The organism is Caballeronia grimmiae (assembly GCF_000698555.1).
Classification (GTDB): Bacteria; Pseudomonadota; Gammaproteobacteria; order Burkholderiales; family Burkholderiaceae; genus Caballeronia; species Caballeronia grimmiae.
Window position 1 is genome coordinate 61211 of the sequence record NZ_JFHE01000014.1, and the last position, 25505, is coordinate 86715.

Below are 25505 nucleotides of genomic sequence, written 5' to 3' on the forward strand. Positions count from 1 at the left end.
TAACAAACCCAACGGGGCAGGCGGAATTTCGATGTGGATCGTAAGACTCGCGCTCAGGCGTCCGTACACGTTTATCATCCTGTCGCTGCTGTTGCTGATCATCGGCCCGCTCGTCATTCTGCGCACGCCTACCGATATCTTTCCGAACATCGACATACCGGTCGTCAGCGTCATCTGGAGTTACAACGGCCTGCCGCCGGATCAGATGGAACGCCGCATCACGCTGAACTACGAACGCGGTCTGTCAGTTGCGGTCAACGACATCGAACACATCGAATCGGAATCGTTGCCGGGCATCGCGGTCATTCGCATCTATTTCCAGCCGAACGCGAACGTCGATGAAGCTATCGCCGAGATCACCGCGCTCTCGCAGACGCAGTTGCGCTCACTTCCGCCCGGCATTACGCCCCCGAACATTCTGCGCTTCAATGCATCGACGGTGCCGATACTGCGCCTCGCTTTGTCGTCGGCCGAACTCACGGAACAGCAACTTTATGACTTCGGCAATAGCTTCCTGAAGACGCAGCTCGCGACGGTGCAGGGCGCATCCGTGCCGTTGCCATATGGCGGCAAGCAGCGGCAGATCATGGTCGATATCGATTCACAAAAGCTGCAGGCCAAGAACCTCGCGCCGACCGATGTCGTCAATGCAATCAGCGCGCAGAACCTCATCCTGCCGACCGGCACGACGAAGATCGGCTCGATGGAATACTCAGTCGGCCTGAACGCAAGCCCGAGCACGCTGGAAGGACTCAACGATATCCCGATCCGCACCGGTCCCGGCGGCACGATCTACATCAAGGACGTCGCGCATGTCCGCGACGGCTTCCAGCCGCAGACCAACATCGTGCGCGTCGACGGCACGCGCGCATCGCTTCTGACGATCAACAAGAGCGGCAACGCATCGACGCTCGATATCGTTGCGCGCGTGAAGAATCTTCTGCCCACCTTGCGCGGCATGGTGCCTGAATCGCTGAAGATCGAGCCGGTCGCGGACCAGTCGTTGTTCGTGCGCGCATCGGTGTCCGGCGTGCTGCGCGAAGCGGTCATCGCAGCGGGACTGACCGCGCTGATGGTGCTGCTCTTTCTCGGTAGCTGGCGCGCGACGCTCATCATCGCGATCTCCATTCCGCTATCGATGCTGACGTCGATCGTCGCGCTCTCCGCAATCGGCCAGACCATCAACATCATGACGCTGGGCGGTCTTGCGCTGGCCGTCGGCATTCTCGTCGACGATGCGACGGTCGCGATCGAGAACATCAGTCAGAATCTGGAACAGGGCAAGGAACTCGAACAAGCCATTCTCGATGGCGCACAGCAGATTGCCGTGCCGACCCTCGTCTCGACGCTCTCCATCTGCATCGTATTCATTCCGATGTTCCTGCTCACCGGCGTCGCGCATTATCTGTTCGTGCCGATGGCCGAGGCCGTCGTGTTCGCGATGCTCGCGTCGTACTTCTTCTCGCGCACGCTCATTCCGACGCTCGCAAAGTATTTGCTGCGCCATCACGAACACATGGGCGGCGATGTCGAATCGATGAAGGGTTCGCGCAATCTCTTTGTGCGGATTCATCTGGGTTTCGAGCGGCGTTTCGAAGCGGTGCGCGGCCGATATCGCGCTTTTCTCGAAGCGCGGCTCGCGCATCCGGGCGGCTTTGCATCGCTCTTTCTTGCGTGCTGTCTGCTCTCGCTTGCGCTCGCGCCGTTCCTGGGACGCGACTTCTTTCCATCGGTCGATTCGGGCGTCATCGCGATGCACATGCGAACCAAGACAGGCACGCGCATCGAAGAGACGGCCGTGCTGACCGATCGCGTCGACAATCGCATACGCGAACTGATCCCTCGCAACGAGATTCGCTCGATCATCGACAACATGGGCTTGCCGGTATCGGGCATCAATCTCTCGTATAACAACACGGGCACCGTGAGCACCGCCGATGCGGACGTGCTCATCAGCCTCAACGAAGATCATGCGCCGACCGATGACTATATCCGCATGCTGAGAAAGCGCTTGCCGCAAGAGTTTCCCGGCGTGACGTTCTCATTCTTGCCCGCCGATATCACGAGCCAGATCCTCAACTTCGGCTTGCCCGCGCCGATCGATATCGCGATCACCGGGCGCGACGTGCGCGGCAACCGCGACTTCGCGAATCATTTGCTCGAGAAGATACGTCGCGTCCCCGGTCTCGTCGATGCACGCATTCAGCAGCCCTCCGATCTTCCATCGATCAATGTCGAAGTCGATCGCACGAAAGCGTTGCAAGCGGGATTCACACAGCGCGACGTTGCGAACAATCTGCTCATCACGCTGTCGGGAAGCCAGCAAACGACGCCGACGTTCTGGCTCAATCCGGTCAATGGCGTGAGCTACAACGTGATCACGACCGCGCCGCAATACGACATGAATTCACTGCAATCGGTGGCCAATATTCCGGTGACGTCGGCGAGCGGCAAGACGAATATTCTCGGTGCGCTGGCCTCGCTTTCGCGCAGCTCGCGCGATGCAGTCGTCTATCACTACAACGCGCAGACCACCATCAATCTCTATGCGACCACGGAACGCCGCGATCTCGGTGCCGTATCCGACGACGTGCAACGCATCATCGATGAATCGCGCGGACAATTGCCGAAGGGCTCGTCCATCGATATACGCGGTCAGGTCGAAACGATGAACACGTCGTTCTCCGGTCTCAGGCTCGGGCTGATTCTCGCTGTCGTGCTCGTGTATCTGCTGATTGTCGTGAACTTCCAGTCGTGGCTAGATCCGTTCATCATCATCACCGCGTTGCCGGGCGCGCTCGCGGGCATCGTGTGGATGCTGTTCCTCACGCATACGACGCTGTCGATTCCCGCGCTCACCGGCGCCATCATGTGTATCGGCATTGCGACCGCCAACAGCATTCTCGTCGTGAGCTTCGCGCGTTCCGCGCTCGACGAGCATGGCGATGCCCTGCGTTCCGCGCTCGAAGCGGGCTATACGCGGTTCCGTCCCGTGCTGATGACCGCACTCGCGATGATGATCGGCATGGTGCCGATGGCGATCGGTCTCGGCGAAGGCGGCGAGCAGAATGCGCCGCTCGGGCGCGCGGTGATCGGCGGGCTGTTGGTCGGCACCGTGGCGACGCTGTTCTTCGTGCCCGTCGTGTTTTCGATGGTCTACAAGCGCATCGAGGCACGCAAGGAACGCGACGCAGGCATGCAGAAAGCACATTCCTGAACAGACGGAGCATGAATGGAAGAGCAGTTGACGCAACGTTCGGCGACCGGCAGGCGAGGACGCCTGTGGCTCGCGATCGCGCTGTTGATCGTGGCCGGCATCGTCGCACAGGGCATCTGGTCGCGCCATGCCGAGCACGCGGAACTTCAACGCGATGCCGCCGAGCACGGCATGCTGACAGTCGAAGTCATCAAGCCCACGCAGATGAAGCCGACGCAGGACCTGTTGCTCGCCGGCGATATCCGCGCGTTTTCCGATGCGCCGATCTTCGCGCGCACCAGCGGTTATCTGAAGCGCTGGACCGTGGACATCGGCAGCAAGGTGAAGAAAGGTCAGTTGCTCGCGGAGATCGATGCACCCGAGACCAACGATCAGTTGCGTCAGGCGCGCGCCGATGCGCAGACCGCTCGGGCGAACTATCTGCTCGCTAAAAGCACGGCGGAACGCTGGGCGCAGATGGCGAAGAACAATTCGGTATCGCGTCAGGAAACCGATGAGAAGAACGGCGACATGCTCGCAAAAGAGGCGTCGCTGAATGCGGCGCAGGCGAACGTGTCGCGGCTCGAACAGCTCGTCTCGTTTCAGAAGATCTATGCGCCGTTCGATGGCGTCGTCACCGCGCGCAACACGGATGTCGGCCAGTTGATCGATGCGGGCAGCGGCGCGGCGGGCCGCGAGCTGTTCCATGTTCAGGACGCCGCGACGCTGCGTGTATTCGTCGATGTGCCTCAGACGTATGCGCGCATGGTGACGGTCGGCATGCCGGCGGAATTGCTGCTGAACGAGGATCGCAATCGCAAGTTCGAAGGCGTGACGGTGCGCACGGCCGGTGCGGTCGATCCGGTTGCACGCACCATGCGCGTCGAGGTCGACGTGAAGAATCCGACCGGCGAACTGCTCGCGGGCGCTTATGCGCAAGTGCGTTTTCATTTGACGAGCGCGACGGCGTCTTACACCTTGCCCGGCAATGCGCTGTTGTTCAGGCCGGATGGCGTGCATGCGGCGAGCGTCGATGCGAACAATCGCGTGAAGCTGCTGCCCATTACACTTGGCACCGACTACGGCACGCGCGTGTCGATCGTATCGGGATTGAAGGGCGATGAGCGCGTAATCGTGAATCCTCCGGACTCCATCGTCGATGGTGCAACGGTGCGCATCGGGCAGGCGCATGTGAAGAAGAGCGGTCAGGCATCATGAAGCGCATGCATGCGGGCTTCACGCTGTCGCTGTTGTCCATGACGATGGCCGCCTGCACGGTCGGTCCCGATTATGTGCGGCCCGATGTGACGACGCCGGCTTCGTTCAAGTCATCCATACCGGCGGATGTACCTGTATCGACGCAAGACTGGAAGCCTGCGCAACCTGCGGACGCGATGCCGCGCGCACCGTGGTGGGAAGTCTATGGCGATCCGCAACTGAACGCGCTGGAAGAGCGCGTGGCCGCTTCGAATCAAACGGTGGCCGCCGCAGCCGCGCGTTATCGCGGCGCGCGTGCAGCGGTGCGTCAGGCGCGCTCGGCGTTCTTTCCGACCATCACGGCCAACGCGTCGTTCAACCAGTCGCGGGTATCGTCGAATGTGTCGTATCGATCGAGCGCGGGCGTGACCGTGCCGGACTATCTCGTCGAGGCGCAAATCTCATGGGAGCCGGACCTGTGGGGCCGCATTTCACGCGCGGTCGAAGGCGGGCAAGCGGAAGCGCAGGCGAGCGCGGCGGACCTGCAGAACGCGATCCTTTCGATGCAGGCGGAACTCGCCACCAACTACTTCGATCTGCGCGGCACGGTCGAAGACGAGCGCCTGCTCAAGGAGACGCTGCAAGCCTACGAAAAGGCGCTTGCATTGACGCGCGATCGCTTCGCGGGTGGTGTGGCGGCGGAATCCGATGTGGCGCAGGCGGAGGAGCAGTTGCGCGCAACGCAGGCGCAATTGATCGAGCTTGAAACCACGCACGCGAGTCTCGTCAATGCGATCGCGATTCTCATCGGCGAGCCGCCTTCGACCTTTGCACTCGATGTCGCGCCGCTCGATGCGGATCATGTGCCGCATCCCAGCGCGGCGCTTGCCGCGTTGCCGCTGTCGGTGCCGTCGGCGTTGCTGGAGCGCCGCCCCGATGTGGCAGCGGCCGAACGGCGCATCGCTCAGGCGAATGCGCGCGTCGGCGTCGCAACGGCTGCATTCTTTCCAAACCTGTTGCTGGCCGCGACCGGCGGTCTCGAAGCGACGCGCTTCAGTTCATGGCTGATGGCGCCGAGCCGCTTCTGGTCGCTCGGGCCGCAACTCGCGTTCACGGCGCTCGACTTTGGCGGCCGCGCGGCAGCCCGCGATGCGGCGCGTGCTGCATATGACGAGAGCGTCGCGGATTATCGGCAGACGGTGCTGACCGCGTTCGGCCAGGTCGAAGACAACCTGAATGCGCTGGACGTGCTGCGTCGCGAAGGCGAAGCGCAATCGCAAGCCGTCGATGCCGCGAAGCGCGCGCTCGACAAGATCGGCAATCGCTATGAAAACGGAGCGATCACGTATCTCAACGTTGTCGTGACGCAGGCCACCGTGCTGTCGGATCAGCGCGCGGCGGTACGTATCCAGCAGCGCAGAATGGCTGCGAGCGTTGCGCTGGTGAAGGCGTTGGGCGGGGGATGGAGCGCGGACAGCCTGCCTCGCGCCGATGAAGTATCGGCGCGAGAGTAAAGCATTGCGGTGCGGTCAGGCGCGTTTGCGTGGCCGGCAAATCATGAAGTATTGCGAACTAATCCACCACGGCGCATGCGGGACGGGGCTCACGTGTACGGCTTCGATGGCGAAGCGTTCGCCGACGATCGCGCGCAGCTCGCGAAAATCGAAGCCTTTATGCGTGGTGCGCGGATTCTCGGGTCGTTGCACGCGAATGCCGACCATCGACTTCAGCACTTCGGCGGGCGAGTACTCGGACTTCAGCGAGCGGCTGCGAATCATCCAGTTCGATACTTTCGGCGCGATCGCGAGACCGTACATGATCGGCACGGAGATCAGCAGCGCGCCATGCGGCTTGAGAATGCGCATTGCGTCGTCGAGCAGGGCGTCGAGTTCGCTTTCGTACAGATGCTCGCAGACTTCGAACGAGGTCAGCACGTCGACACTGTGCGGTGCCACGCCATCGAGCGATTCCGCGTAACGGACTTCAGGAAACGTCGGCGCCATGAACTTGTCGTGACCGATGAGCGTGATATCGGGCCGCGCTTCGCCGAGCTTATGCAGAAAGAGCCCCGGACCCGCGCCGAAATCGACGACCGTGCCGCGCATCGGGCAGAGGCCGGTGACGAGATCGGTCGCCATCGTCATTCGCGTGCGGTGCGCAAAACGCGCGAGCGGATTGCCGGAATTGACGGTCTGTTCTGCGTATGAAATCTCGCGCATTCGAAGTCCCCTGTTTTTTATTGACTCGTGATCGAATGATCTTTTTTCTGGCCGTTTTCGACGATATTGCAGCGACGCACAGTGCCGCGCAATCGCCGTCGGTAGGCGTTGCCCGCCTAACTTCTGCCGGTGTCCGCCATCACGGTGTTCGTCTCAAGGGGATATCGACGTTATAGCAAGAGCCACACGCCGCACGCGATGAGGGCCACACTCCATAGCCAATCGACGTTGATCCAGCCGCTTCGCAGGAAGGCGAGGCCTGTGCGTTCGTGCACTGACATCGCAAAGAGAGAGATGCCGGCGATGACGGCGAGCATCGCGACCGTATGCACCGACAGGGCAACCGCGCCTGCTTCGAACGCCCCAGCAGATGATTTATTCGTCGCACTGCCGCAGAATGGCAATAGCGCCGGAACGAGCATGAAGCCCGCGCCGTGTGCGCTCGACATCACGAACGACCACAGCGCGAGGCCGGCCAGCCCGGTGCGCATGCCGACCGCCGGACGGCCGCGGTGCCCGCGCCACGCACGCCATGCGCCCCAGCCGATCAGCAGCACGCCGGAGCCGCGCGCAAGCGTCTCGTGACTGACGAACGATCCCAGCGTGAGCACGCCCGCCAGGACGAGCGCAACGGATAGCGCATGCCCCAATGCGATCGGCACGAGCGATAGCAGCACCACGCGCTTGCTATGCGCATAGAGTCCGAGGGCGAGCGCGAAGAGCCATCCCATGGCGGGATTGACGCCATGAAACGCACCAAGGCCCGCGGCGGTAATCCAGAGCGCGGGCGTGCCGGTATTCATGTGTCCACGCTCGTCGAAGGCATCACGGATAGCAATATGAATCCGACGAGCAATCGCCGCCTTGCAGCCGTATCTGATGCGGGCGATGCCCCTTCGGCCAGTCGATGAAGAAGCGTTCGTCGATGCTCAGGCCTCCGTCCGCGCCAGCGTCGAGCTTCACCATCCAGCCATTGATGCCTTCGGGATAAAACTGCGAATCCACCGCACTGTATAGCGAATTCGTGAAGTACACGCGGCGTCCGTCGCGGCTGACTTCGACCATCTGCGGGCCTCCATTCAAGTGGCCGTTGCTTGCGCCTGCGTGCGTCGCGCGGGCGACTACGCCGCCGATGCGAACCTTGCCCGCGAGCTTCGGTGCAAAAGGATCGGAGACGTCGTATTGCAGCATGTCTCCGGTGCCCCAGCACGATACGTAGAGGAAGCGATCATCCATCGACAGGTCGATGTCTGACACCAGCGGCGGCACTGCGCCAAAGCCCTGCAATAGCGGCGGCAGCACCGAGGCGTCGGCGGGTTCGGCGGGAATGTCGATCACTTTCTTCACGGCCCACTTGTCCTTGTCGCGATACCACGTCCAGATGGACGACGACAGATCCTTCAGGCTGATCACGCAATTGACGAAGCCATAAGCCTTCGTCGGATCATGTGCGGGACGCAGCTCGAACACGAGTTGATACTCATCGCCGAAGTCGATCTCCTGCACATGCTTGCGCTTCGTCAGGTCCCAGAAATGCAGCTTGCGCCCGTACTTCGCGCCGAGCAGCAGTTCGGGCACGAGTCCTTCTTCGAAGGTATCGGGCGTGCCCCATTCGCTCGTGACCATCGTGTCGTAACCGAGATGCCACCAGGCGTCGTATGCAAGCTGCTGCGGCCCGCGATCGACTTCCCAGCGGCCAAGCGGATCGAAGCTCTGTTGATCGAGCATCAGCACGCCGCCAGGCGCCTTGCCTTCCGCATTGCCGAGCGCGCTGACATAGATGCCGCCGGGGCCGCAATGAACGGTGTGCGGCCGCGTATAACCGGTCTTTTCCGCGAGTTCGGCAGCCTCGATCGTCTTCACGATGACCGGCTTTTTCGGATCGGGCTTCGTATCGACGATATGAATGCGCGACGAACGCAGCCCCGGCACGACGAGATAGCGCCGCTCCATATGCGGATGCGGCGCGTTCGGACACAGACACGACGAGCACGCGTTCCAGCCGAAGTGATGCAGCTCGTCGCCAACATCGGGCATCGCCAGTTCGCCCACGATTTGCGCATAGTTCGGCGAGTCGGGATCGACATCGACGACGGCCAGCTTGTCTGGCGTCTTGCGCTCGGGGTCGAAGGTCGCGACATAGGCGAGCGTTTCGCGCGGCGCCTTCGCGGCGAGTCGCGGGGAAGGGTAGAAGCTCGGATCAGGTTTCCATGTCGCCATGTCGATTCTCCCAATGAGCGGTCCTTCTGCACTATAGGACACCCATCGGTCGAATGCGTCGGGCTGCTTATAAGGGATTACGCAATACAAATCGATTTACGGCGGAGTGCGCTTTGACGGCGCGAGAGCATCTACAATGAAAGCGTCGTCCTCTTGCCCTGAAGGAGGTTCCGATGACCGAGCCGATGATTACCCTGATGGTCGGAGTCGTCGTGGTGCTATGCGCCATCGTGATTCTGGTCATGCATCGCAGGCACCCGCATATTCATCCACCGAAAGCGCGCTGGCTCGATACTCATCCGCCGCGTGACTGGCTGCATCACAGGCACTGAATGCGGTGGACCAAGCGGATATGACGCCGGTTTTTACCGGCGTTTTTTTCGTTCTAGCGTCTTGGCCCTTTCATCGCTTCGGCTTCCATCGCAGCGTGCCATTCCTCGCTGTTCTCGATTGGATCGATCCCTTCGTCGACGGACGCGGATGCGCGTTCGGCGAATGCGCGCGTTTCTCCGTCGGCCTCTTCATCCGATGCTTCGTCGCTGTCGGGTGGATCAAGCATGTCGCGCAGCATGGCGGTCAGTTCGGGCGTATCCCACGGTTCGCCGCGCTGCTTCTTTTTCTTGATGTAATGCCTGACTTCGGCATCCTGCTCGGGTGTGAGCGGCAGGCCGCGAAACGTGCGCTTGGCGTCGGTGTCGGTCATCGGATGCTCCCTCGCTTGCAGCAACAAGCGTCCATAGTGTAGCGCCGTTCGATGCGTGCAACGCGATTCTTCAGAGCGGAGGCAGCCTGCGCTCGATGGGCGTCGTCTTCACGATGGCCGTGCTCGTCGCGGCGCGGTCGGTGACCTTCGCAAGGATATCGTCGAGATGTTCGATGGAACGCAGATACAGGCGGCAGACGAAGCAGTCATCGCCCGTGACCTTCACGCATTCGACGAACTGGGGAATGCGCCGGATCGCTTCCTCGACCAGATGCAACTGCCCCGGCAACGGCTGAACGCGCACGATGGCTTGCAGCGTATAACCGAGCGCGGCCGGATCGATCTGCACCGTGAAACCGCGAATGACGCCTTGCGATTCGAGACGGCGGATGCGCTCGGCCGTGCTCGGCGCGGACAGTCCGATGCGCTTCGCGAGTTCGCTTACCGCGATGCGTCCGTCGCTTGCAAGCTCGCTGATCAGTTCGCGATCGATGGCGTCGATGGTCGTCTGCGATGCGTTAAGGTGCTTCGGCATGAGGCCTTCGATAGCAAGATGAAGAACGAAATGTGCCTTATTTTAGGCATGGTTTTACGTGGCGCGCATCGATAGACTTCAGCTTATCGAAACTGCATCCGAATCACCGCCATGAACAGTCACGCGATCAGCAACACCCGCAACGCCGCCGGGCATCGGCGCGGCGCCATCGAAATGACGCTCGCGATGCTGATGTCGGGCACGATCGGCTGGCTCGTCGTGTCCTCGGGGCAGTCGGCATGGAACGTCGTGTTCTTCCGCTGCGTCTTCGGCGGGGCGACGCTCGTCGCGATATGCGCGATGCTCGGTTTCCTCCGCAAGCGCTATTTTTCGTGGCGCATGCTCGGATGGGTCGCGCTTGGGAGCGTCGCGATCGTCGGCAACTGGCTGCTGCTGTTCGCCGCATATTCGCGTGCGTCGATCTCGATGGCCACGACCGTCTACAACACGCAGCCGTTCATGCTCGTCGCGCTCGGGGCGCTCGTGCTGCGCGAGCGAATTTCCGCTTCGACGCTCGCATGGCTCGGCATCGCGTTCGTGGGACTCGTGATGGTCGTGCGCGTCGAACCGGCGGTGCTCGCGATGCCCGGACGCTATCTCGAAGGCATCGCCTATGCGCTCGGCGCGGCCTTTCTGTATGCGATATCGTCGATCATCACCAAGCGGCTCAAAGACACGCCGCCGCATCTCATTGCGATGTTGCATGTGCTGCTCGGCATCGCGATGCTCAGCCCGTTCGCCCAGTTCGATGCCGCGCCTGCAAGCATCGGCGGATGGGCCGACCTGATCGTGCTCGGCGTCGTGAATACGGGGCTCATGTACGTGCTTCTTTACGGCGCGATCCAGAAACTGCCCGTCGCCATGACGGGCGCGCTGTCGTTCATCTATCCGGTGGTGGCGATCGTCGTCGACTGGCTTGCGTTCGGCCAGCATCTCGCCTGGCTGCAAGTCGCGGGCGCCGCGCTGATCCTGCTCGCGGCGGCGGGCGTCAATCTGCAATGGCGGATCGTGCCGGCACGCCGCCATGCGAATGAATGATGCATGCAGAATGCGATGCGCGTCGTATAGAATGGCCCGCTTTTCCGAACAACATCGAAAGCGCCGCCATGTGGTTCAAGAATCTTCAGCTTCACCGTCTTCCCGCTCACTGGACCGTCACGCCGGGTCAAATGGAGCAATGGCTCGCGCCGCTTGGCTTCAGCGCGGCATCGAGCGTCGAGAACGAGCGGCGCGGCTGGGTCTCGCCGCGCAACGACGATTCGCTCGTCTACACGATCAACCGCCAGATGCTGATCACGTATCGCGCGGAGAAGAAACTGCTGCCCGCGTCCGTCGTCACGCAGTTCACGAAGGAACGCGCGCTCGAACTCGAAGAACAGCAGGGCTTCAAACCCGGCCGCAAGCAGATGCGCGAACTGAAGGAGCAGGTGACCGACGAGCTGTTGCCGCGTGCATTCAGTATCCGCCGCGATACGCGCGTCTGGATCGATCCGGTGCATGGATGGCTCGCGATCGACGCGGCATCCGCGACGGTTGCCGATGACATCATCGGGTTGCTGGTGAAGTCGGTCACGGATCTGCCGCTCGCCAGCGTTCGTCCCGCGCGCTCGCCGGTATCCGCGATGACCGAGTGGCTGCTGAGCGGCGACGGTCCCGCAGGCTTCACGCTCGATCGCGACACCGAGCTGCGCTCGACCGGCGAAGGCAATGCCACGGTGCGCTACGTTGGCCATGCGCTGGAGGCCGAGGACATGCGCCGCCACATCGAAGCGGGGAAGCAGTGCATGCGTCTTGCGATGACCTGGGACGACCGCGTGTCCTTCGTGCTGACGCCGTCGCTGACGCTCAAGCGCGTGACGCCGCTCGACGTCATCAAGGAAGCCGCCGATCCCACCGCGGCCAACGACGACGAGCGTTTCGAATCCGACTTCCTGCTGATGACGGGCGAACTCGCTCGCCTGTTCACGGCGCTGACCGAAGCACTCGGCGGCGAAGAAGACCTGCGCGCGGCGGCATAATCCGCCTTCAAGGCCGGGTCACGCCGCCGGCGAAGCGAACGCGTAGCCGTTCTTGCCGTTGCGCTTGACGGCGTACATCGTGTCGTCGGCGGCGGCGACGAGCCGCCAGTAATCGGTCACGCGATCCGGATAACTGGCGATCCCGATGCTCGCGCGCACGAGCGACAAGTCCATGCGGCCATCGGTTTCCGCCACGCACGTGATGATGCGCTGCGCGATCGCCGCGAGTTCCAGATCGCTCGAAAATTCCCGCACGAGCACGGCGAACTCGTCGCCGCCGATGCGCGCGACCACATCGCTGTTGCGCACCGTCTGACGAAAACGCCGCGATACCGCAATCAAAAACTCATCGCCGATGCGGTGGCCGTGCGTATCGTTGACGCGCTTGAAACCGTCGAGATCGATATACAGCACGGCGATGCGTTTTGCATTCGTGCCGTCGCCGAGATGCTCCGCCGTTTCTTCGAGCGCGGCAAAAAGCTTGCGGCGGTTGGGAAGGCCGGTCATCGCATCGTGCAGGGACGCGTGCTCGAATTCGCTCGAAAGTCCAACCAGTTGCCGATTGCGTTTTGCATACATTCCAAGCGCGGTAATCAGCACGCCGAACACGATCGACGACAGCGCGATCAGCGTATGCGACACGCTGACGATCCGTTCGCGCACATCGGCGCTCGCACGTTCGCGTTCGGCGCGCCAGTACAGATAGGCGGAATCGAGCGCGGCGCTCGCCGCTTTCAGATCGGCTGCGGGCAGGAGCACGCTCGAAGGCAGCGCGGGAGCGGGCGCCGGACTCGATATGATGAGGGCATGCAGGCTCGCGAGCCGCGCGGCGAATTCAATGCGCGCGTCGCGATAGGCCGCGCGATGGGCGGTATCGCTGGTCGATGCATCGCGTAGCGCCAACGCGGATGCTCGCGCGGTATCGGCCCGCTCGACCGCTTCGAGCACGAGTCCGATGTATTCCTGCTGGAGTTGCGCGGAGAAAATCGCGCGGACCTGAAACGCGAGAAAGAGCAACCCGATCAGCAGGCAAAGCAGCGCGACGCCGGCCAGGGGCGCGGGACCGGGTACACGCAACCGCTGGATATGCGCGCGCGCGCCGTCAGTCCAGCGAAGTGCGCGCGTCGAAATCGCGTCGTCGTCACGGACGGGAATATTCCTCTCGCTGACCGGATGTGGCATTGCGTCGATAGCTCACTCGATGAAAGAAGGCGCCCACGCGGGCAAAGAGTCCCGGCTCGGCCTTCGCTGGCGGCGCATGACGCTTGACGTTCTGGTTCGCTTGCGCCGTGCGCGCCGGTTTCTCCGCTGCACGGTTCGCGCGATTGCCGGATTGACTCGATGGCGTCGCGCGGCGCTCGGTGGTGTCGTCCTCGGCGATGGCGGCCGGCGCTGCCGCGACGGCGCTCAAACCGGGCCGGTCCAGCGCAGGCGGACTGCCCGCGAGCTTGATGTTTTCGGGATGCGTCACCGTCGAGGGCGCTTCCACCACGCCCGACGACTGCGTGGCCGCCAAGACCGGTTGATCGACGCCGAGCGTCTGCCGCGCACTGGTCATCGCTTCTGCATACACGCGCTGGTCCTGATTGAACCACACGCTGTATGCGACGGTGCCGAGCACGCCGACGCCGAGCGCAGTTGCCGACGCCATCCACAGCGCGAGCCGGCCGAAGCGGCGCGGCGGGCGCACGGGATCGGGCTCCGCCTCGATATCTTCTTCGTCGTCGAAGTCGGCGAAGGACCCGGACGGCGCATCGGGCACGGACGGATCGTTAGCGGGACTCGGGCCGCCCGCGAACGGCTCTTCAGGTAGCTCAGCGTGTCGGGGCATGGCAGCGCTCCAGAATCATGTTCGTCGACGGCGGCAGGCGCACGGCGCATCGAGTGCGCTGGCAGCCTGACGCGCAAGCCGTGTGAAGCGCCGGACGCAAAGATCACGAATGCGAGCAGTGCGCGGCGCGTGCCATTCGATCATAAAAAAACGAATGCAATACGCAGTTTTCAACGAGGAGGAAGGTTCTCTCTTCGCACCACGTAACTAGCGCCGCATGCGGAAAAAACTTCCCAATGCGGCACGTTAGATAAGGCAAAAGTACTTGCATGTTGCAAGGCGCGGCGAATAGCGGCGTCGCCCGCCCGTGCAAGAGCTGAATAGTACCGTAGCATTGAGCAGGCCAGCACGGGACGTTCGACATTCCTCAGATCAGCGGTGCCGCGTTTGGTGTCATCGCGCACAGACGGCGCATGACTTCATGGTACTGCGCATGGTGTTCAATGCTGCGCATCCTCGGTCGTGAACGGCTTCGTGACATCGCGTTCGGGCAAGCCGAAACGCTCGAACTCCGATATCACCTGTGCCCCGAAAAGCAGAAGCGTCGCGAGCGCTTCGAGGCTGAACAGCACGACGATGGACGTCGTCAGCGAACCATAGACGACGCTCACTTGTGACAGCGTCGCGAAGTACCACACGAGGACATGCCGCGTGATCTCCCAGAGCACGGCGGCCGTCACGCTGCCGAGCAGCGCGAGCCGAAACGATGGCCGTCCGACCGGCATCACGAGATAGATCGACGTCAGGACGAAAATCTCGCCGGCCACGCCGAGCAGATACAGCAGCACGCGCGAAGCACCCTTCAGCGACACTTCGATGCCGAGCAGCATGACGCTGTTGTCGCCCATCGCCTGCAAGCCGTTCGACACGAGCGTCACGATCAGCATGCCGACGCCGAGAAACAGGATGTAGCAATAAGGCAGCAGCGCGGAGAGCAGGAAATGCCGTCGACGGATCGCGACGCGATGGACGAAAATCACCGACATCGCGTTTTCGAGCACGGTAAAGGCGAGCGAGCTGAAGAAGATCATCGTGACGAGCAGCAGCCAGCCGATGACCGCGCGATGCGTCAGGAAATTGGCGAGTTCCCGCACGATCGCCCGCGCCTGTCCCGGCACGAGCCATTCGAGCAGATGCGCGAGCGTTTCGAGCAACTCGCGCTGGCCGACGAACTTCGACAGCACGATGACAATGAGGATCAGCAGCGGCACGATCGACAGCAGCGCGTAATACGCAACCGCGCCCGCGAGCAGCATGCCCTGATTGGCGCGAAACGCCTTGATCGTGCGCTTGAGAAAGCCGAACGGATGGCGCGCGACGTTGTGAAGCTGAGGCCCCAGTACAGGGCCGAGAATCTTCGACATGGGACCTCCGCGACGCGCGCATGTGCGGCGATGGGCGCGATGTCCTGCCCGCCTGATCTAAAAGAGGATGTGAGGGTCGGGGAGCAAGTTGCACGCCCGGCAGCGGAGTTCAGCCGGCTTTAGCGTTGTTGTTGCTGGGCAGCGGCTTGCTGCGCGGCCTCTTCGAAGGCGATGTCGAGCAGCGCATCGACATCGCGTGCGGGCACATCCGCCGCTTCGATGCGGCGCAGGCGGCAGAAGAGCGCGAGCGCTTCGGCGGCAGCCGCGAAGGCATCGCCCAAAGCCACGGGACTTTCCTGCTGTGCGATTCCCGGATCGCGGGACGGGAGGCGTTTTTTTCTCATGGCCCACATATCGGCATGGATGCGGCTTTACTTGAGCGGGCGAGCGTGCATCGTTCACCTTTTCGGCATCATGCATTAATCTTGCATCAACGGCCGGCGCAACGAGTCCGCGCATGCATGAGCGAGCCGTCGCGGCGCGGTGCCTCTCGATAGCGCCGGCCATTCGCATGTTCATCGCGGCTGCTTTAGTCTGCCGAACGTGAGCGTTCAACCACGGGTTGAAGCACGCCTCGGCCAGGGAGACGGTCATGCCTGCTTCTCACGTCGCCGATTCGTCCACGCCCGGCCCCGGCGCCGATGTCGAAATCGTCAACGCCGACGAACGCCTCTACAACCACGATCTCGCGCCGGTTCCGCACGCGCGCCGCACATGGACGGGCTATAGCATCTTCGCGATGTGGATGTCGGATGTTCACAGTGTCGGCGGGTATACCTTCGCGGCCAGCCTCTTTCTGCTCGGACTTTCAGGCTGGCAAGTGCTGCTCGCGATGACCATTGGCATCCTGATCGTCTATGTGCTGATGAACTGGGTCGGCAAGCCGAGCCTGGTGCACGGCATTCCGTTCCCGGTGATGGCACGCGTGTCGATGGGCGTCATGGGCGCGAATCTCGCCGCGCTGATTCGCGGCGTCGTCGGCATCGTGTGGTATGGCGTGCAGACGTACTTCGCATCGAAGGCGGTCGCGACGCTCTTGCTGCTCTTCGTGCCATCGGCGGTGGCGCTGCGCGATTCGAGCTTTCTCAGGCTCGACATGCTCGGCTGGGTCAGCTTCCTCTTCATGTGGCTGCTGCAACTCATAATCTTTCAGCGCGGCATGGAGATCATCCGCAAGTTCATCGACTTCTGCGGGCCGGCGGTGTATGTGGTGATGTTCGTTCTGATGGGCTGGATTCTGTATCGCGCGGGCCTCAGCAGTCTCGACCTCACGCTCTCCGGCAAGGTGCTGCCCGGCGACGAGCAGTTGCACGCGATGGTCAACGCGACCTTGCTCGTCGTAAGCTATTTCGCGGCGCTGCTGCTCAACTTCGGCGATTTCTCCCGCTTTGCAAAGAGCGAGCGGCAAATGAAGATCGGCAATTTTCTGGGGCTGCCGTTCAACTTCCTTGCATTCGCGATCATCACGGTGATCGTCACGGCGGGCAGCGAGAAGGTCTTCGGCACGATGATCATGGACCCGGTCGAGATCGTTTCGCGTATCGACAACAAGCTCGCGGTGGCGATCGGCAGCATCACGTTCATCATCGCGACAATGGGCATCAACATCGTCGCGAACTTCGTTTCGCCGGCCTATGACATTGCAAATCTCTTTCCGAAGCACGTCGACTTCAAGAAGGGCGGGCTGATCGCATCGATACTCGCGGTCCTCGTGTGCCCGTGGATCTTCGTCGACAGCCCGAAGGCCATTACTATCTTCGTGTCGGTTTTCGGCGCCGTGCTCGCACCGATGTACGGCGTGATGATGGCCGATTATTACCTCGTCAAGCGCCAGCAGGTGAACGCCGCCGAGCTGTACACGATGCAGCCTGGCGGTCGCTTCTACTACGACGGCGGATGGAACAAGGTCGGGCTGACTGCGTTGCTCGTGTCGGGCGTCATCTCGGTGGGATGGGAACTCTCGACGCAACTGTTGAAGATTCTCCCCGCCAACAATCTCGGCTGGCTGATCGGCGCGGTGGCCGGCGCGGTGCTGTACGTCGTGTTGATGCGCATCGCGCGGCGCAAATAGCTTCGCGTGTGCGACGCGCGGCGTCGCAAGTTGAGACGATCGCGCATCTGAACGAAGGGGGCTCGACGGTTTTCGCGGCGGATTCTCCGCGTGCAGGGGGAATCCGCGGACCGTAGGGCGGCAAGTCCTTCTCAGTGAAGCCGCTGCTCACCGTTCGATGCAGCACGCATGGGCGCTTCACGCTAACTCGCTCTCCAGTGTCTCAGTCACGACATTCTGCAAGAACACCACCCACGTCTTGATTCGATGAAAGCGCCAGCCGGAATCCGCGAACCGCGTGGCGGCCAGTCCTTCGCAGTGAACACGCCGCTCAATGATCGCATTCAGCATGCATGGGCGCTTCACGCCGACTCGCTCTCCAGCAAGAACGCCACCCACGTCTTGATTCAATGAAAGCGCCAGCCGGAATCCGCGAACCGCAGGGCGGCGAGTCCGTCTCAGCAAACCCTCAACGCCCAATGCTCGCATTCACGAAGACTGCGCTTCACGCCAGCTCGCTCTCCAGCGTCCCAACGACGAAATCCCGCAAAAATGCGACCCACGTCTTGATCTTCGCATCGAGATACTGGCGCGACGCGTACATCGCATAGATCGTCATGGTCTGGAGTTCCCATTCCGGCAGCACGCGCACGAGCGCGCCGCTTTTCAGCAACGGCTGCACCGACAGCGCCGGCAACGGCGCAATGCCGAGCCCGTCCGTGACCGCGACGGCGAGCGCGTCGGCGGCGTTCACGCGCAGGCGTCCCGGCGGCAAGTCCACTTCGACGCTGCCTTGCGGGCCTTCGAAGATCCAGCGGTCCACCGGAAAGAACGCCGTGACGAGTTGCAGGCACGCGTGATCGGACAGTTCTTCGATGGAGCGCGGAACGCCCGCACGCTCGAGATAGCGCGGCGACGCGCAGAGCACGCTCGGCATCGTGCAGATGCGGTGGGAGATGAGCGCGGAATCCGGCAGTGTCGATGTCGTGATCTGCAAGAACACGTCGTAGCCTTCGTCGAGCATGTCGGGGACGTTCTGCGACAGCGTCAGCTCCACGCGCACTTGCGGATGCGCGTCCAGATAGCGCGTGAGCGCGGGCACGACATAGTGCTGTCCGAAGGTGATCGGCGCATGCATGCGCAGCACGCCGCTCGGCGAGACTTGCGCGTTGCTGGCTTCAGCTTCGGAGACATCGACGAGCGCGATTACTTCCTTGCAGCGGGCGAGATACCGGTTGCCGGCATCGGTGAGCGCGACACGGCGCGTCGTGCGGTTCAACAGGCGCGTGCGCAGATGCGCCTCCAGATCCGTGACTGCACGCGACGCCTGCGCCGTGGTGATGTCCAGTTGTTGCGCCGCCGCAGTGAAGCTCGCTGCTTCCGCGACGCGCGTGAAAATCCGCATGCTTCGCAACAGGTCCATTCGCGCATCCCGTTTTGACGAAGCCCGCACTATCACACGAGCACGCGCGCCGGCGCAACGGCGGGCGCCGGCGTTGCATTCTCAACCGACCGTTCGTTTCAGCGTTCACATCTGTTACAGGTGTTGTAACGCAAGCGCGCGGCGCCGCGAATACCATGGATTCATGGCCGCACTCTCATTGCGGCCTTGGGCAGGGGAAGAAAAAAATGAAGATCAAGAGTTTCGTAGGGCTGGGGATCGTTGCCTTCGCGGGTCTCGCTTGCGAAGCGGCGACGGCGGGCGTGAGCATTGGCGTCAATCTCGGGTTGCCGGTCGCGCCCGTTTACGCTCCGCCGCCTGTGTACGTGCAGCAACCCGTCTATGTCCAGCCGCAGCCGGCTTATGTCGAGCAACAACCAGCTTACGTCGAGCAGCAGCCGGTGTACGTCGAACGGCAGCCGGGACCGCCGCCCGTCGCGTACCAGCCTGCGCCGCCTGTCGTGTATCAGCCCGCGCCCGTGGTCGTGGCGCCCGCGCCGGCGATCGTCATCGGCTGGCATGGCGACCGGTACTGGGACGGCGCGCACTACTGGGAGCGTCGCGACTGGTACGCGCATCACGGCGGCTATGGTTATCGTCACTGGTAAGCCGGAACTGGCGGGGAGGCTGTTGTCATGAAAACATCAACTACAACAAAGCCGGGCGGGCGAAGTCTGGCGCGCGCGCTCATCCTGCCCGTCGCGCTCGGGCTCGCGGCAGGGCTGGGCGGGTGCGTCTATGCGCCGCCCTATGGCTATGCGCCCGCGCCGGCATACGGCTACGCGCCGGCTTATGGATACGCGTACGGGCCGGCTTACTACGCGCCGTCGGTGTCGGTGGGAGTCGGATTCGGCGGAGGTTATGGGCACTGGCACGGGCGGTGATAACTGCCGTGTCTGTCTCACGGCTCAACGGCGTCCGACGCAAGCCGCGTTCGGCTAATTTGCTGGGCTTACTGGAACACCCGTTGCTCGGCCTTCGCAAACTCTCGCGGAGAATCCGATATGGCCGGGCAATCCGAAACCCTTCATGCAGCCGACGCCCGCTGCGAGCACTTCATGCTCGCCGCCAATGGCTGGGTGCCGAACAATGCGCGCCTGCCGGTGCTGCTGTGGCACGGCGCGATGGACCCCGGCGGCCGCGACTGTGGCAGCCGCTTCGAGACGCTCTTCGCGCAGAACGGCTGGCCGCCGCAATGGCGCGACAGCGTCTTCGACTATCACCATTTCCACTCGACGGCGCATGAGGTGCTCGGAGTCGCATCGGGCGAGGCGGCGCTGATCATCGGCGGTCCGGGAGGGCGCGTGATCTCCGTGCGTGCCGGCGATGCGCTCCTGCTGCCTGCCGGCACCGGTCATTGCCTGCTGGAAAGCGGCGGCCGGTTTCAGGTGATCGGCGCTTATCCGCCGAACCAGCAATGGGACATCAGGCGCGACGCCCTTAGCGCCGACGAACTGCGCGCGATGCAAGCCTTGCCGTTCCCGGCCACCGATCCCGTCGGCGGAGAGGACGGCGCCCTCACGCGGCTGTGGCGTTGAGCGCCACGGTCCGCAGTCCCGTCACTGCTTGACGCATTCCGGACGGCGGGTGCGCCACGACGGCACGCGTTTGACTACGCCCGTCGCCAGCGCCGTGCCCGCGAGCACGATGCCGCACGCCGCCGCCATGCCGATCGACACGCGTTCCGACAAGAACAGCGCGCCCCACAGGATGCCGAAGATCGGGATCACGAACGTCACGGTGATCGCGCGCGCCGGCCCGGCCACCGCGATCAGGTGAAAGAACAGCATGTACGCGACACCCGTACATGCGACACCCAGTGCGATCACCGCGCCCCACGCGTGCATCGACACCGGTCCCGCGGGCCAGGAGACAAGCGCGAACGGCAGGAGCACGAGCGTCGCGGCCGTCATCGTGCCGGCGGCGACGGTCAGCGAATCGACGCCCATCAGATGGCGCTTCGTATAGCTTGCCGCGATGCCGTAGCAAAGCGTCGCGGCGAGGCCGGCCAGCGCAGCGAGCGCGGTGTTCATCGGCGTGACTGCGGAGGCCGTCGCGCCCGGATGAGCCAAGGTCTGGTCCCATACCAGCGCGAGCACGCCGGCGAAACCGATCGCGAGTCCCGCGACGCGCAGGCGGCTCAGGCGATCGCCGAGCCACACGAACGCCACGAGCGCGCCCCAGAGCGGCGTCGTCGCGTTGATGACGGAGGTCACGCCCGCCGACAGCGTCAGCTCGGCATACGCGAAGAGACAGAACGGCGCGGCGGAGTTGAACACGCCGACGACGATGAGCGGCCACGCGCGCTGCCGCATCGTCGCGATGGCTTCGCGCGGCGAGCCGCGCAGCGCCAGCACGATCAGCAAAAACAGCGCGCCGATGCCGACGCGCAGCGCCATCAGCGGCGCGACGCCGAGATCGGTCACGCCCACACGGATGAACAGGAAGGAGCCGCCCCACAGCGCGGCGAGTAAGAGCAGTTGAGCGAGATTGACGGGATTCATGGCGGGCTTCGCAAAGGAGTCGGGAGCGAAGCCATCGTATCGGCGGGCGCGCGACGGAGGCTTCAGCGCGGCGTGAAACGAAAGATGCATCGCCTGACAGGAGAGTCATCGTAGGCGTGCGGATCGCGGGCGGCAAACGAGCAATTCTCACCGGTATGTGAAAGAAATTGCGATGCGTCGCGCGGCCGTCCGGCGAACCGGCCTAGGCCGAACGGACGACTGGCGGGCGTGGCGATCCGGTGCGACTCTTGCGTCATCGATACGCGCATTGATTGGCCAATGCATCTGGTACGCACAAGGAGAGGACGTCATGGCTAACGTAAACGGCAACGCATCGGGGAGCACGGCAGGCATCACATCGGATAACGCGGCGGGCAACGGCGCGGGAACGCCCGGCGGGCAACCGCCCGCGCCGCCGCTGTCGCGCATCGCGGTGACGAGCGCGATGGAAGCGGCGCTGGGACCGGGCATGGAGCAGGGCGGCGATGACAATGTGACGCCGCTCGCGGCCGGCGCGGCGCACAAACCGCCCCGGCACGTGCCGACGCGTTCCCCGGAGCATGTGCATGGCAGCCCGCTGGAAGGCGGCGACAGTCCCGCGGTGCTTGCGCAGCCGGCTTCGGCATCGTCGGAGGGGCAGGGCAGCCGCTTTCATCCCGATCCCGCTTCGGCGAGCGGACGCGCGAAACGGGTGATCGCGGGCGCGCAGGATGTAGCGGTCGCGCGATATCGCCGCGTCACGGAGGGCACCGATGACTTCGTGCACGACAATCCGTGGAAAGCGATCACGATGGGCGCAATAGGCGGTCTGATCGTCGGCTTGCTGATTTCGCGCTGAACGCTCCAGGCCGGGCGGCGGGCCTCGTCCTTGCTTGATGAATCACGGTGCGGCGCTCATCGCCGCGCCGAACACACATGGACGGAGAACTGAACAAAGCGGGAGCGGGCCGCCGCGAAGTCTGGACGCCTCGCATGGCGGTCGTCAGCGCACCGCGACGCGTGCTGATCGCGCATTCGGAGCCGAATGTCGGGGACTCTTTTGCGCTGCTGCTCGCGATGCGCGGCTTCGAAGCCGTGCAGATCGGCGAGCCGGAACGCGCCGTTCAGTTGTCGTCGACGTGGCATCCGCAGGCGGTGTTCGTCGATACGCGGTTCGGCAACGCGGCGGGCGGACAAGCGAGGCCGGCAATGCCGGACCACTGGTTCGTGCGCGAGTTGCGCGGACACGCCGATACGCCCGACACGCCGCAACAACTGGTGATCGCTTTCGCAGCCGATGAAATGCGCGATACGCTGCAGACAGCCGGTTACGACGGCGTGTGCCGCAAGCCGTGTCCGTTCTGGTGGCTGGTGGATGTGCTGACGCGTTTTTATGCGCGATGACGGAGCGCGGTGTGTTTATTGACTGCAAGCGCGCGGCGATAACTCGACGTATCGATTACGTGGTCCGCAAGATGCGAATGCGCCAACTCCACTCCATTCAATGAAAAGAGCAGCACGAAGGCTGCCCTTTATCGAGAAGAAAGAAGAACGTCGCTCTTTCCGTGCGTTGTTCGAACGCATAGCGAAAGTCGCGCTCCGAGTTTGGCTGAATCGCGCCTCGCGAGGGACGCGCTCATCAGCCAACGCAACTAAGCAACGCTTCAGCGGCGATTGAAGTCGTTCGTTTCCAGTTCGACCGACTGTCCGCCATTGCGCTCGAGCGTTCGCCGGGCTGCTTCCTCGATCTCGACACGTCCGCCTTCGAAGGCACTCAGCATCGCGTGCGACGAAGTGCCGGCATTACCGAAGTGATCGTTGAGCGCATCGAGAGAGACGCTGCACCAGACTTCGCGTCCATCGACCGTCGCTTCGAATGCGACCCGCGCTGCCGCCACGACGTGACGCCGCCCGCTGAACTCTATCGCCATCCTTCACCTCCTGTTTTCGTCAGAGAAACGCTGCACGGTCTGCAACGCTCATGCCCGCCGCGACCGCACTTGCGCTAACAGCATGAACAGCCGCCGACGTGCCGCATGCCGTAGCCGCCCACGCTTTCCTTCGATTCTCCGCCGCTGCTTCCTACCGATGGCGCGCCGATTGTCACACGCGGTGCGGTCTCGCCGCAGCCGGGACAGGAAACGGGGTCGTCACGCTCGGCGATGCGGCGTACTGCTTCGAACGCGCCGCATCGCGCGCACTCGTAGTCATAAACGGGCATGGTGCTCTATCGGGAAAGGGAACAAGAACAGTGTAGCAACTCATGGCTTGCAGCAAGCCATGTTCCGAATCGTGTCATGCGTGAAACAGCGTGGCATCGGTATTGCTGAAGAAGCGGCAAACAACCGCCCAAGGAGGCTTCAATGAAAAGCAATGCAGTTCTGCTCACCGCGCTGGCATCGGCGCTTCTATCCGCCGCGCCGGCAGTCGCACTTGCGCAGACGCAGGCGGCCAGCACCACGCAAGCCAATGAACTGGGATCGCCAGATAAGGAATTCGTGCAGGCAGCGTCGATGTCGAGTTCCACCGAAATCGATGCAAGCAAGCTCGCATCGAAACAGTCGCAGGACAAGGACGTGAAGAATTTCGCGCATCACATGATGGTCGATCACACCAAGCTCACGCTGCAACTGAAGATGGCTGCGCCGCACGGCGTCACCGTGCCGAAGGACAACTCCGATACCGCCGTGCTCGATTCGCTGAAGGGCCTGAAGGGCAAGGAGTTCGACACCGCCTATATTCAGAAGGTCGGCGTCGAGGGCCACAAGCAGGCCGTCGAGGCTTTCCAGAAGGAAGCGCAGGAAGGGCAGAACGCGGATCTGAAGAAGGCGGCTCAGAAGGCGCTGCCGACCATCCAGCAGCATTTGAAGATGGCGCAGGATCTCGCGGCCAAGAAGGGCGTGCAGTAAGCAGTTCCTGACAGGCGCGGCGCAAGCCGCGCCGTCTCAGCGTTCGCAGATCAACGCGCGCCCTGGCGCAGCAAGCGCTCCCGCGCTTCGGGAATCGACTCGAAGACACCTTCGCCTTCGTCGAAAACCGATACCTCTCCCTGCCCGATGTCGTAGACCCAGCCCTGCACCTGCAGTTGTTTGAGCGCGAGCCGCCCGGCCACAGCCGGATGCGTGCGCAAATGCGTGAGTTGCAGCCGGATGTTTTCTTCGACCATCGCCTGCACGACGCGTTCTTCCTCCAGCTTTCTCGCCGTCACGACGCTGCGCGCGGCTTCCGCGTTGCGCAGCCACGCGTGGACCGTGGGCATTTCATCGGCGATCGTCGCGCCCGACGCGAGGCCTTTCATCGCGCCGCAATCCGAATGGCCGCAGATCACGATCTGCCGCACGTTCAGCGCCAGCACCGCGAATTCGACCACCGCTGACACGCCGCCGAGCATCTCGCCATACGCCGGCACGATATTGCCGATGTTGCGGCACACGAACAGCTCGCCGGGACGCGTCTGCGTAATCATTTCCGGCGACACCCGCGAGTCCGCGCAGGTGATGAACAGCGTATGCGGCGCCTGCTGGTGCGCGAGGCTTTTGAAAAGCGCTTCGCTGTCAGGAAAAACGAAGCGGCTGAAGTCTTCGGCGCCTTGCAAGAGGTACAGCAGGTCGGGCTGATCGGAGCCTTCGCGTTGTTCGCTCATCGTCGGTTTATCGGACATTGGGGGCCCTTTAAGTGCGGATTGGCGAGCGGCTGCCCGCCGCCAACCGAGAGCTTGCGGGGTTTTGAGATGATGCGCAAGTCGTTGGCGAAGGACTTCGCACCGTGGCGAACCTTACTGGTTGCGCGCGCACCGGGCGAACGGTTCGATACACCGCGTCGAACCTACGTCCGGAGCATGAACACTTCGGGTTTTACGAACTAATGCGCTCGATTTCGTGCATTTCATGGCGTCGATGCTTCCGCTAGATTGTTTTCATCGAAAGCAAACCGAAAGGAATCGACATGAAATGCCCTGTCTGCCCCGCGACAGACCTGCTGATGACCGCTCGCGAAGGCATCGAAATCGACTATTGCCCGAAGTGCCGCGGCGTGTGGCTCGATCGCGGCGAACTCGATCATCTCATTCAGCGCGACGAGCAGTTGTCGTTGCAGAAAACGCAGCAGCCGCATCAATACGCCCGCGATGGCGACTGGGACCGTCGCGATCACGATCATCGCTACAGCGATTCGAAAGGACGGCACGGTTATCCGCGCCGCAAGAAATCCTTTCTCGGCGAAATGTTCGACTTCGACTGAAGCTGGCAG

At 62.9% G+C, this 25505-nt stretch carries 29 protein-coding genes; 14 read left to right on the top strand and 15 right to left on the bottom strand.

The features are described 5' to 3' along the window. The first annotated feature begins 31 nt into the window (after window positions 1-31). The 3 genes from BG57_RS16295 to BG57_RS16305 are packed head-to-tail and all read left to right on the top strand — an operon-like array spanning window position 32 to window position 5907. On the top strand, window positions 32-3217 hold the full coding sequence (locus BG57_RS16295) for an efflux RND transporter permease subunit (protein ID WP_035966194.1): 3186 nt from the start codon (window positions 32-34) through the stop codon (window positions 3215-3217). 15 nt (window positions 3218-3232) lie between these two features. Next, complete coding sequence (locus tag BG57_RS16300) at window positions 3233-4414, top strand: efflux RND transporter periplasmic adaptor subunit (RefSeq protein WP_035966195.1); 1182 nt, start codon at window positions 3233-3235, stop codon at window positions 4412-4414. Further along, entirely contained in the window at window positions 4411-5907 is a 1497-nt protein-coding gene (locus BG57_RS16305; RefSeq protein WP_035966197.1) for an efflux transporter outer membrane subunit, read from the top strand. The genes BG57_RS16300 and BG57_RS16305 overlap by 4 nt, the downstream gene beginning before the upstream one ends. A gap of 15 nt (window positions 5908-5922) precedes the next feature. Here the strand turns inward: BG57_RS16305 and BG57_RS16310 are convergent, their stop codons facing one another. From BG57_RS16310 to BG57_RS16320, 3 genes are all read right to left on the bottom strand, one after another. Next, window positions 5923-6612: a class I SAM-dependent methyltransferase gene (locus BG57_RS16310; protein ID WP_081850920.1), complete on the bottom strand. Its 690-nt coding sequence runs from the start codon at window positions 6610-6612 to the stop codon at window positions 5923-5925. A gap of 170 nt (window positions 6613-6782) precedes the next feature. After that, a complete protein-coding gene (locus tag BG57_RS16315) occupies window positions 6783-7415 on the bottom strand; it encodes a hypothetical protein (RefSeq protein WP_035966199.1) in 633 nt (210 codons plus the stop codon). A 22-nt stretch (window positions 7416-7437) separates the two neighbouring features. After that, window positions 7438-8832, bottom strand: a complete 1395-nt coding sequence (locus BG57_RS16320) for a selenium-binding family protein (RefSeq protein ID WP_035966200.1) — start codon at window positions 8830-8832, stop codon at window positions 7438-7440. A 173-nt stretch (window positions 8833-9005) separates the two neighbouring features. Here BG57_RS16320 and BG57_RS33050 point away from each other — a divergent pair, with 173 nt between their 5' ends. Then, window positions 9006-9164: a hypothetical protein gene (locus tag BG57_RS33050; protein WP_160174736.1), complete on the top strand. Its 159-nt coding sequence runs from the start codon at window positions 9006-9008 to the stop codon at window positions 9162-9164. Window positions 9165-9217: 53 nt separating this feature from the next. Here the strand turns inward: BG57_RS33050 and BG57_RS16325 are convergent, their stop codons facing one another. Both BG57_RS16325 and BG57_RS16330 read right to left on the bottom strand, forming a co-directional pair. Beyond that, entirely contained in the window at window positions 9218-9535 is a 318-nt protein-coding gene (locus BG57_RS16325; protein ID WP_035966285.1) for a hypothetical protein, read from the bottom strand. Between the two features lie 70 nt (window positions 9536-9605). Next, window positions 9606-10070: an Lrp/AsnC family transcriptional regulator gene (locus tag BG57_RS16330; RefSeq protein WP_035966201.1), complete on the bottom strand. Its 465-nt coding sequence runs from the start codon at window positions 10068-10070 to the stop codon at window positions 9606-9608. Between the two features lie 111 nt (window positions 10071-10181). Between BG57_RS16330 and BG57_RS16335 the strand changes: the two genes are divergently transcribed. Together BG57_RS16335 and BG57_RS16340 are read left to right on the top strand one after the other, a co-directional pair. Beyond that, window positions 10182-11108 (top strand): DMT family transporter, encoded by a 927-nt coding sequence (locus BG57_RS16335; protein WP_035966202.1) that lies wholly within the window; start codon window positions 10182-10184, stop codon window positions 11106-11108. A gap of 68 nt (window positions 11109-11176) precedes the next feature. Beyond that, window positions 11177-12088 (top strand): recombination-associated protein RdgC, encoded by a 912-nt coding sequence (locus BG57_RS16340; RefSeq protein ID WP_035966286.1) that lies wholly within the window; start codon window positions 11177-11179, stop codon window positions 12086-12088. A gap of 18 nt (window positions 12089-12106) precedes the next feature. Here BG57_RS16340 and BG57_RS16345 read toward each other — a convergent pair whose 3' ends face one another. The 4 genes from BG57_RS16345 to BG57_RS32605 form a co-directional block, all read right to left on the bottom strand. Further along, window positions 12107-13165 (bottom strand): GGDEF domain-containing protein, encoded by a 1059-nt coding sequence (locus tag BG57_RS16345; RefSeq protein ID WP_035966287.1) that lies wholly within the window; start codon window positions 13163-13165, stop codon window positions 12107-12109. A 64-nt stretch (window positions 13166-13229) separates the two neighbouring features. Continuing rightward, window positions 13230-13919: a hypothetical protein gene (locus BG57_RS16350; protein WP_035966203.1), complete on the bottom strand. Its 690-nt coding sequence runs from the start codon at window positions 13917-13919 to the stop codon at window positions 13230-13232. A gap of 440 nt (window positions 13920-14359) precedes the next feature. Further along, on the bottom strand, window positions 14360-15283 hold the full coding sequence (locus BG57_RS16355) for a YihY/virulence factor BrkB family protein (protein ID WP_035966205.1): 924 nt from the start codon (window positions 15281-15283) through the stop codon (window positions 14360-14362). Window positions 15284-15402: 119 nt separating this feature from the next. Then, complete coding sequence (locus BG57_RS32605) at window positions 15403-15627, bottom strand: hypothetical protein (protein WP_152562617.1); 225 nt, start codon at window positions 15625-15627, stop codon at window positions 15403-15405. 248 nt (window positions 15628-15875) lie between these two features. On the opposite strand from BG57_RS32605, the gene BG57_RS16360 reads away from it, so the two are divergent. After that, window positions 15876-17354, top strand: a complete 1479-nt coding sequence (locus BG57_RS16360) for an NCS1 family nucleobase:cation symporter-1 (protein ID WP_035966206.1) — start codon at window positions 15876-15878, stop codon at window positions 17352-17354. A 177-nt stretch (window positions 17355-17531) separates the two neighbouring features. Here BG57_RS16360 and BG57_RS32610 read toward each other — a convergent pair whose 3' ends face one another. Further along, entirely contained in the window at window positions 17532-17744 is a 213-nt protein-coding gene (locus BG57_RS32610; RefSeq protein WP_152562618.1) for a hypothetical protein, read from the bottom strand. Window positions 17745-17838: 94 nt separating this feature from the next. Further along, window positions 17839-18756: a LysR family transcriptional regulator gene (locus BG57_RS16365; RefSeq protein WP_035966208.1), complete on the bottom strand. Its 918-nt coding sequence runs from the start codon at window positions 18754-18756 to the stop codon at window positions 17839-17841. Between the two features lie 206 nt (window positions 18757-18962). On the opposite strand from BG57_RS16365, the gene BG57_RS16370 reads away from it, so the two are divergent. The 3 genes from BG57_RS16370 to BG57_RS16380 all read left to right on the top strand — a co-directional run bounded on the left by BG57_RS16370 (window position 18963) and on the right by BG57_RS16380 (window position 20312). Continuing rightward, window positions 18963-19382: a hypothetical protein gene (locus BG57_RS16370; RefSeq protein ID WP_035966210.1), complete on the top strand. Its 420-nt coding sequence runs from the start codon at window positions 18963-18965 to the stop codon at window positions 19380-19382. 27 nt (window positions 19383-19409) lie between these two features. Next, entirely contained in the window at window positions 19410-19658 is a 249-nt protein-coding gene (locus BG57_RS16375) for a hypothetical protein (RefSeq protein ID WP_176568794.1), read from the top strand. A 120-nt stretch (window positions 19659-19778) separates the two neighbouring features. After that, window positions 19779-20312, top strand: coding sequence for a cupin domain-containing protein (locus BG57_RS16380; RefSeq protein ID WP_035966211.1), 534 nt, complete (start codon window positions 19779-19781; stop codon window positions 20310-20312). Between the two features lie 21 nt (window positions 20313-20333). Here the strand turns inward: BG57_RS16380 and BG57_RS16385 are convergent, their stop codons facing one another. After that, the gene (locus BG57_RS16385) at window positions 20334-21278 is read right to left on the bottom strand and encodes a DMT family transporter (protein WP_052005857.1); all 945 of its coding nucleotides are present in this window, start codon (window positions 21276-21278) and stop codon (window positions 20334-20336) included. Window positions 21279-21588: 310 nt separating this feature from the next. Between BG57_RS16385 and BG57_RS16390 the strand changes: the two genes are divergently transcribed. Together BG57_RS16390 and BG57_RS16395 are read left to right on the top strand one after the other, a co-directional pair. Continuing rightward, window positions 21589-22116, top strand: coding sequence for an ElaB/YgaM/YqjD family protein (locus tag BG57_RS16390; protein ID WP_229753806.1), 528 nt, complete (start codon window positions 21589-21591; stop codon window positions 22114-22116). Between the two features lie 77 nt (window positions 22117-22193). Next, entirely contained in the window at window positions 22194-22661 is a 468-nt protein-coding gene (locus BG57_RS16395) for a PleD family two-component system response regulator (protein ID WP_035966214.1), read from the top strand. A 260-nt stretch (window positions 22662-22921) separates the two neighbouring features. Here BG57_RS16395 and BG57_RS16400 read toward each other — a convergent pair whose 3' ends face one another. Both BG57_RS16400 and BG57_RS16405 read right to left on the bottom strand, forming a co-directional pair. Continuing rightward, window positions 22922-23188 (bottom strand): DUF1488 family protein, encoded by a 267-nt coding sequence (locus BG57_RS16400; RefSeq protein WP_035966215.1) that lies wholly within the window; start codon window positions 23186-23188, stop codon window positions 22922-22924. Between the two features lie 74 nt (window positions 23189-23262). After that, window positions 23263-23478 (bottom strand): FmdB family zinc ribbon protein, encoded by a 216-nt coding sequence (locus BG57_RS16405; RefSeq protein ID WP_035966216.1) that lies wholly within the window; start codon window positions 23476-23478, stop codon window positions 23263-23265. Between the two features lie 142 nt (window positions 23479-23620). Here BG57_RS16405 and BG57_RS16410 point away from each other — a divergent pair, with 142 nt between their 5' ends. After that, window positions 23621-24166 carry a DUF4142 domain-containing protein gene (locus BG57_RS16410; protein WP_035966217.1) on the top strand — a complete coding sequence of 182 codons (546 nt, stop codon included), beginning with the start codon at window positions 23621-23623 and terminating at the stop codon, window positions 24164-24166. 50 nt (window positions 24167-24216) lie between these two features. Here BG57_RS16410 and BG57_RS16415 read toward each other — a convergent pair whose 3' ends face one another. Then, a complete protein-coding gene (locus tag BG57_RS16415) occupies window positions 24217-24918 on the bottom strand; it encodes a carbonic anhydrase (protein WP_052005851.1) in 702 nt (233 codons plus the stop codon). 284 nt (window positions 24919-25202) lie between these two features. On the opposite strand from BG57_RS16415, the gene BG57_RS16420 reads away from it, so the two are divergent. Beyond that, on the top strand, window positions 25203-25496 hold the full coding sequence (locus tag BG57_RS16420; protein ID WP_035966218.1) for a TFIIB-type zinc ribbon-containing protein: 294 nt from the start codon (window positions 25203-25205) through the stop codon (window positions 25494-25496). Window positions 25497-25505: the final 9 nt, after the last annotated feature.